We start from the raw sequence: 7,639 nt of genomic DNA on the forward strand, positions 1-7,639 counted from the left end.
TAATTTCCAAGGGGATACCTGTCTGTGTCACTGAACTGTAAGTCGATTGTCCTTCACTCGGAGGGTGAAGGAACCAAAAAGAGGCCGGTATTCTACAGAAATTTACACCAGACAGCCACGGCGGCGGCACGGCCTCGGCCCTGGTTCCTCTCCTGCACCGTTTTGAAGAATACCCGGCATTGTCGTCATCGGCTCCACACTATCCGGCCAGGGCAGACAACGCCGTTAATGCCTGCTTATACGCCTCGGCACTGGCAGCTTTGCGTTCCGCCGGTATCAGGCTAACCCGGTTTTCGTACAGTTCCAGCAGCAGCACGTCATCCGGGAAACCGGCCAGTGCGGACTGGATATCCGCGCTCAGAGCCTGCGCCAGAACAAGCCGTTGCTCCTGGCCCAACGCTGGATCTCCCGGCAGGTCATGCCATGACAACCCCTCAGGCAAGCCCTGGCTTTCCCACCCTGGCTGTCCGACGATACGAAACAACAGTTTCTCCTGCGGTTTGGTGTCGTCATGGGACGGCGGCCGGAAAACCAGCGTATAACCGATGCCGGTGATGTCTTCTCGAACACCGGTTTTGGCGGCATCAACCTGAAAGCTGCAGTGACGTACCTGCAGCCCGGCCTTGGTGGAATCCAGTCGCAACTGACCCAGACGGGCATCCCGCGGGCTGGGTTTCAGGCCGTAAATCGACCCGATCACCGCCAGTACGACCAGCACAGGAATCAACCAGGTCACGAGGCCATTTCCTCCAGTTCAAGCCAGCGCTCTTCGAGTTGTTCAATTCTGGCTTCTGCCGCAGTCAACTCCGCCAATACCGCTTGTACGGTGTCTGCATCACCGGCATAAAAATCCGCCGCGTGTGTCGTCGCCGCCAGGGCATCGCGCTTGGCTTCTGCCGCCGCAATCTGGTCAGGTAACTGATCCAGCTCCCGTTGCAACTTGTAGGAAAGTTTTTTCGCCGCCGGTTTTGCTTCCGTCTTGACCGGTGCAGCAGGTGCTGGCTGTTTTGCTGATTGTTTTGCGGATTGCTGCGCAGCTTTCTGTGACTGCTTTTTACCGGCTTTTTGTTGCGCCTTGGCTGCCGCCTGTTTGGCCTGATGACGCGCCTCCCAGTCAGAATAACCGCCGGTTTGCTCGTCGATATGACCTTCACCTTCAAACACCAGCAGCTGGGTCACGACGTTATCAAGGAATGCCCGGTCGTGGCTGACCAGTAACAAGGTGCCCTGATATTCCATCAATCGTTCTTCCAGCAGCTCCAGGGTTTCCACGTCGAGGTCGTTGGTCGGCTCATCCATCACCAGCAGATTACATGGTTTCAGGAACAGCTTGGCCAGCAACACCCGGTTGCGCTCACCACCTGACAAGGCTCGCACCGGTGTCCGGGCACGCTCAGGAGGAAAGAGGAAGTCACCCAGATAGCCGATCACGTGGCGGCTCTGGCCATTCACCTCGACATGGTCTTTGCCATCGGCGACGTTATCTGCGATGGATTTATTGCCATCCAGCATATGCCGGGACTGGTCGAAATACGCCACTTCCAGCTTGGTACCCACCCGCAACTCACCGGATTGTGGTTGCAGCTGACCCAGTAACAATTTCAGCAGAGTACTTTTACCGGCACCGTTCGGGCCGACCAGACCAATCCGGTCTCCACGCTGGATAATGGTTGAGAAATGCGACACCTGTGGCTGATCACCCCAGGCATAACTGATATCGGTTGCTTCAAAAACGATTTTCCCGGACGAATCCGTACCGGTCATGCTGATATTGGCTGTGCCCTGACGTTCACGGCGTGCACCACGCTCGTTACGCATTTCTTTCAGACGTTCGACCCGACCTTCGTTCCTGGTGCGGCGTGCCTTGATTCCCTGACGGATCCATTTTTCTTCTTCTGCCAGACGCTTGTCGAACAGCGCATTCTGGGTTGCTTCGTCTTCAAGACGCTTTTCCCGGTACTCAATAAAGCTGAGGTAATCCCCCTGCCAGATATACACATGGCCGCGATCGAGCTCGACAATCCGGGTGGCCAGATTTTGCACAAAGGCCCGGTCGTGACTGATAAATACCAGTGTCCCGCTGAATTGTTTGAGCTGTTCTTCCAGCCATTGGATAGTGGCGATGTCCATATGGTTGGTTGGTTCATCCAGAATCAACAGATCCGGTTCCGTTACCAGCGCCCGAGCCAGCATCACCCGGCGTTGCCAGCCACCGCTCAGTTCGGCAAAACTGCGCTCGGCGGGTAAATCCAGACGTTGAATAATTGACTCGACTTTTTGCTGCCAGCTCCAGCCATCATTGGCTTCGATACGGGTTTGCAGTTTTTCCATCAGGTTGAGATCGGCATGTTCACCCTTGTGGGTTTCTTCATGGTAGCGGGCGATGTCTTCCCCCACTTGCCCTAACCCCTGAGCCACCACATCGTAAACCGGAATATCCACTTTCTCTGGCAGCGCCTGTTGCAGCGTTGCCATGCTCAACATATCAAGGCGCTGAATCACACCATCGTCCGTGGTCACTTCTCCGGTCAGGACTTTTAATAAAGTAGACTTGCCCTCACCGTTACGACCAACAATACAAACCCGCTCACCAGAGTGGATATCCAGATCCACCTTGTCGAGCAGTACATGATCACCAAAGGCCAACTCGGCCTGTTTCAAACTCACCAACACCATACAAATCGCCTGCAAACCGACAAAATCGCATCCCGAATATCGAATATACCGGGCCAGGCGCCCAGTTTACTGCCGCCGCTCCCCCCTTAACAGGCAAACCGCCACTGGATTGCAAAGTATTCATGGTAAACATCTGCCCAGAAGTAAACTATCCTTCGATGCACAACTACTATGACCGCCGCATCCACCGCCCAGAGCAAGCGTCCGGATTTGCCATATCAAAGGACTCAAGACCATGTCGATTACGTTTAACCGTGGCTACCTTGCCGCCGCCGCTGTCCTTATTGTGACTGTCGTCTGGATGCTGGCAGGGGCCGATACCGAACCCTTGGCTGCCAGGGAAACCGACCGATACCCGGATGCAACACGCCTGATACGGGTGCAGGTCGACGACCTGATACCCGAGCAGCATATCCGCTCACTCAAACTGTCGGGCAAGCTGGCGGCCAATCGCAACGTCACCATCAAATCCGAATTGCGCGCCAAAGTAACTGCGATTCATGTCAACAAGGGCCAGCGAGTCAAGCGCGGGCAATTGCTGCTCGAACTGGATACCCGCGACTGGCCAGCCCGGCTGCAACAGGCACAGGCAACGGTGCGCCAGCGGCAACTGGAGCAACGAGGGGTAATCCAGCTCAACCAACAAGGGCTGGCAAATGAATCCATGCTGGTCCAGGCCGATACCGCCCTGGCAAATGCCCAGGCGGAACTTACATCAGCACGTTTACAGGTCGAAGCCGCTGCTGTCCGGGCACCCTTTGATGGCGTGATCAATAACCGCATGGTGGAACTGGGGGCTTTCGTCAAGGATGGTGAGTCACTTCTGGAACTGGTTGATTTCTCTCCCTATCTGGTGGTCGCGGAAGCGGCCGAACAGGATGTTGGTTTACTCAGCCCCGGTATGACAGCAAGCGCCAGATTACTGTCCGGAGAGCTGGTAACCGGAACACTGCGGTTTGTCTCGTCGCTGGCGAATACCGCCACCCGCACTTTTACCGTCGAGCTTGAGCTGGCCAACCCACAGCATCATCCCATCCCGGCCGGACAAAGTGCCCAGCTGATTGTGCCTCTGGGCGAGCGTCAGGCTTACCATGTTTCACCGGCTCTGCTGGTGCTGGATGAATCCGGCAAGATGGGGCTGAAAACCGTCAATCAGGATAACCGGGTAGCGTTTGTCAGCGTGGAGCTGGAAGGCGCCGATCAACATGGCGTCTGGGTTTACGGCCCGGAATCCGTGCGCCTGATTACCCAGGGTGGCGGTTTTGTCAACGTTGGCCAGCAGGTTGACGCAGTGCTCAAAAGCGCTCCCGGCACATCGCCCAGCCAGCCTGAGGGAGACTGATCATGTACGCTCTGATTGACGCGGCTCTCAGCCGCGCCCGCACGGTCATGATGGTGTTTGTACTGGTGATACTGGTGGGCCTGTCGGTGTTGTTTTCCATTCCCAAAGAAAGCTCACCAGACGTCACCGTGCCGTTTGTTTATGTCTCCGTCGCCCACGATGGGATTTCCCCGGAAGATGCCGACTCCCTGCTCTACAAGCCGCTGGAACGTGAATTACGCGGCCTCGATGGTTTGAAGGAAATGGTTTCGACGGCCACCACCGGACACTTGTCCATCATGCTGGAGTTCTACACCGATGTAGACATCGACCAGGCGCTGCTTGATGTCCGCCAGAAAGTCGATGACGCCCGCAGCGATCTGCCGGAAGACAGCCACGAACCCCGTGTACTCGAAATCAACGTCGCCCTGTTTCCGGTCGCCGTTGTCACCCTTGCCGGCGACGTCAGCGAGACGGAGCTCTACGCCGTCGCCAACGACCTGCAGGATCGTCTCGAAGCCTTGCCGGGCGTGCTGGAAGCCACGATTCAGGGCAAACGCGAAGAAATTGCCGAAATTGTCGTCGATCCGGTGCGCATGGATAATTACCAGCTCTCCATGGTTGAGCTGTCCAATCTGGTCTCCAACAATAGCTCACTGGTTGCCAGCGAAGATTTACAGAACGAAGCCGGACGCTTCAGTATCAAGATTCCCGGGCTGGTCGAGAACATCAACGATATTCTCAATATGCCGGTCAAGGTCAGTGGTGATCAGGTGGTGCTGTTCCGGGACATTGCCGTTGGCCGTCTGGCCTACAAGGATCGTAACAGCAGTGCCCGCATCAATGGCCAGCCCGCCGTGACGCTGGAAATCAAGAAACGGATCGGCTCCAACATCATCGAAACCATTAATCAGGTTCGCGGTGTTATCGATACCGTGTCGCCCTACTGGCCCGCGGGCATCGACGCCAGCATTATTCAGGATGGCTCCAGCGAAATCGAAAGCATGCTCAACGACCTGTTCAACAATGTATTGGTCGCCACCCTGATGGTGATTGTACTGGTATTGGGTAGCCTCGGATTGCGGAACTCATTCCTGGTTGGGCTGGCGATTCCGGGAGCCTTTCTGATGGGGCTAATCTGGCTCAGTCTCACCGGCAATACCATGAATATGGTGGTGTTGTTTGCTCTGATTCTGTCCGTCGGCATGCTGGTCGATGGCGCTATCGTCGTCACGGAATACGCCGACCGCCGCCTGGCTGACGGTGCCACTCCCAAGCAGGCCTATGCCGATGCCGCCAAACGGATGGCCTGGCCAATCACGGCATCAACCGCCACCACGCTGGCGGTCTTTTTGCCTCTGCTGTTCTGGCCCGGCACCACCGGCGACTTTATGAAGTATTTGCCATTGACCCTGCTCTATACCCTGACGGCTTCGCTGGTGATGGCGCTGATTGTTGTGCCAACCCTGGGGTCATTGATCAGCCGTCAAGGCGGTTATGAAGACGGGGCCATTGCCCGACTAAAAGCCGCCGAACGAGGCGATTTCCACCTTATCGGCGGCTTCACCGGAGGCTACGTGCGCCTGTTACGAACTGCCTTGCAGCGGCCACTGACGGTGCTGGTGCTGTGTTTGCTGACGCTGGTGGCTTCGTTTGTCTTTTATGGCCAGCACGGCCATGGCGTGGAGTTTTTCCCCGATGTTGACTCTGATATCGGCCTGGTGGATATCCGCGCCCGAGGTAATCTTTCCATTCAGGAGCGCGAAGCACTGGTCTTGCAGGTCGAACGACATATCTTTGCTCTCGACGATGTCGATTCAATCTACACCACCACCTTTGCCAAGGCCCCTAACGATGCCGCCCCGGATCTGGTCGGCCGTATCCAGATAGGGCTGGCGGACTGGGAGCAACGCCGCCCCGCCAATACCGTCCTGGCCGATATTGAACAACGCAGCGCGGCCATCCCCGGCATTATTGTCGAAACCCAGAAAAAACAGGGTGGCCCTCCCAGTGGGGCCGATATCCAGCTGCAGCTGACCGCCAACAGTGGTGACGCCATTATTCCGCTGCTGGAGCAGGTCCGGGAGATATTTGAGCAGGATGCCGATCTCAAAGACATCCGTGATGATCGCCCGTTAGAGGGCATCGAATGGCAACTCACGGTCGACCGTGAACAGGCCAGCCGCTACGGAGCCAGTATTTCTGCCACCGGCGGCATGGTACGCATGCTGACTGGCGGCCAGAAAGTCGGTGCCTTTCAGCCTGATTTTACCGACGACGAAGTGGACATCGTCTTGCGTTACCCGGAATCCCGCCGCACCCTGGCAGATCTGGATGGCTTTAATATCTCAACAGCCTATGGGCTGATTCCCGCTTCGCAATTCCTGACCCAGACCGCTGAGCCTCGCTCGGGCGATCTGGTGCGGATCGATGGCAAACGCCGTTACCGCCTCACCGCCAACGTGCGTGATGGCGTCAACGCCAATGCCAAAATCCAGCAACTCAGCGAACAGATGAAAGATCTCGACTGGCTCGGTGCCGGTGTCGAGCCCAGATTCCGTGGCGACTTTGAACAAATGGCCGAAACCGGCAGCTTTCTCGCGACCGCGTTTTCCATTGCCATCTTTATGATGGCAACCATTCTTGTCACCCAGTTCAACAGCTTTTATCAAGCCACATTGATCATGAGTGCCATTATCCTGTCGATTGTCGGCGTGCTGATTGGCTTGCTGATTCGAGGCGAAGCTTTCGGCATCGTGATGAGTGGCGTAGGCGTGATCGCCCTGGCAGGTATTGTGGTCAACAACAATATTGTCCTGATCGATACCTATAATCGCCTGCGGGACGAAGGGCTGGATGCCATTGACGCCGCCCTGCGTACCGGTGCCCAGCGTCTGCGGCCGGTATTATTGACCGCGATTACGACCGTCCTCGGCCTGATCCCGATGGTGATGCAGTGGAATATCGACCTGATTCATCAGCACACCAGTGTTGGCGCTCCTTCTTCACAATGGTGGACCCAGCTGTCTACTGCCATTGCCGGAGGGCTGACTTTTGCCACCGTACTGACTCTGATCCTGACACCTTGCTTGCTGATTCTGGTCGACCGACGTTCCAACTCAACCAGGCGCTCAACGAAACAGGCAGAAACTGGCTGATTTTTATGCAAGTGCCTGAATAAATTTAAAAAATCAAAGATTTATGTTTGACAACGAAGGCTCTACGAGTAGAATGCCCACTCGCTTTTGAGACCAAGGGTGATTAGCTCAGCTGGGAGAGCATCTGCCTTACAAGCAGAGGGTCGGCGGTTCGATCCCGTCATCACCCACCAAAAGCGAAAGTTGGAAGAATTGGACTGGTAGTTCAGTTGGTTAGAATACCGGCCTGTCACGCCGGGGGTCGCGGGTTCGAGTCCCGTCCAGTCCGCCAATTCTTACAACAGCAGTACGATAGACCGAAGGGTGATTAGCTCAGCTGGGAGAGCATCTGCCTTACAAGCAGAGGGTCGGCGGTTCGATCCCGTCATCACCCACCAAACCTTTTGATGTGGTTTGAACATCAACAGTGGACTGGTAGTTCAGTTGGTTAGAATACCGGCCTGTCACGCCGGGGGTCGCGGGTTCGAGTCCCGTCCAGTCCGCC

The 7,639-nt window shown here is 56.2% G+C and carries 4 protein-coding genes and 4 tRNA genes; 6 read left to right on the forward strand and 2 right to left on the reverse strand.

The window, feature by feature from the left end:
- Nucleotides 1-199: 199 nt before the first annotated feature.
- Both Q8W22_RS11200 and Q8W22_RS11205 read right to left on the reverse strand, forming a co-directional pair.
- The gene (locus Q8W22_RS11200) at nt 200-736 is read right to left on the reverse strand and encodes a hypothetical protein (RefSeq protein WP_305452401.1); all 537 of its coding nucleotides are present in this window, start codon (nt 734-736) and stop codon (nt 200-202) included.
- Nucleotides 733-2,676, reverse strand: coding sequence for an ATP-binding cassette domain-containing protein (locus tag Q8W22_RS11205; RefSeq protein ID WP_305452402.1), 1,944 nt, complete (start codon nt 2,674-2,676; stop codon nt 733-735). Before Q8W22_RS11205 ends, Q8W22_RS11200 begins: the two co-directional genes overlap by 4 nt.
- 235 nt (nt 2,677-2,911) lie before the next feature.
- Between Q8W22_RS11205 and Q8W22_RS11210 the strand changes: the two genes are divergently transcribed.
- The 6 genes from Q8W22_RS11210 to Q8W22_RS11235 all read left to right on the forward strand — a co-directional run bounded on the left by Q8W22_RS11210 (nt 2,912) and on the right by Q8W22_RS11235 (nt 7,637).
- Entirely contained in the window at nt 2,912-4,018 is a 1,107-nt protein-coding gene (locus Q8W22_RS11210) for an efflux RND transporter periplasmic adaptor subunit (protein ID WP_305452403.1), read from the forward strand.
- 2 nt (nt 4,019-4,020) lie between these two features.
- Nucleotides 4,021-7,155: an efflux RND transporter permease subunit gene (locus Q8W22_RS11215; protein ID WP_303434114.1), complete on the forward strand. Its 3,135-nt coding sequence runs from the start codon at nt 4,021-4,023 to the stop codon at nt 7,153-7,155.
- A 97-nt stretch (nt 7,156-7,252) separates the two neighbouring features.
- A tRNA-Val gene (locus tag Q8W22_RS11220) sits at nt 7,253-7,328 on the forward strand.
- Nucleotides 7,329-7,349: 21 nt separating this feature from the next.
- Nucleotides 7,350-7,426: transfer RNA gene (locus Q8W22_RS11225), tRNA-Asp, on the forward strand.
- A gap of 30 nt (nt 7,427-7,456) precedes the next feature.
- Nucleotides 7,457-7,532 (forward strand) — tRNA-Val (locus Q8W22_RS11230).
- A gap of 31 nt (nt 7,533-7,563) precedes the next feature.
- Nucleotides 7,564-7,637: transfer RNA gene (locus Q8W22_RS11235), tRNA-Asp, on the forward strand.
- The last annotated feature ends 2 nt before the right edge of the window (nt 7,638-7,639 follow it).

It is taken from the genome of Oceanobacter sp. 1_MG-2023 (assembly GCF_030689025.1).
GTDB lineage: Bacteria > Pseudomonadota > Gammaproteobacteria > Pseudomonadales > Oceanobacteraceae > Oceanobacter.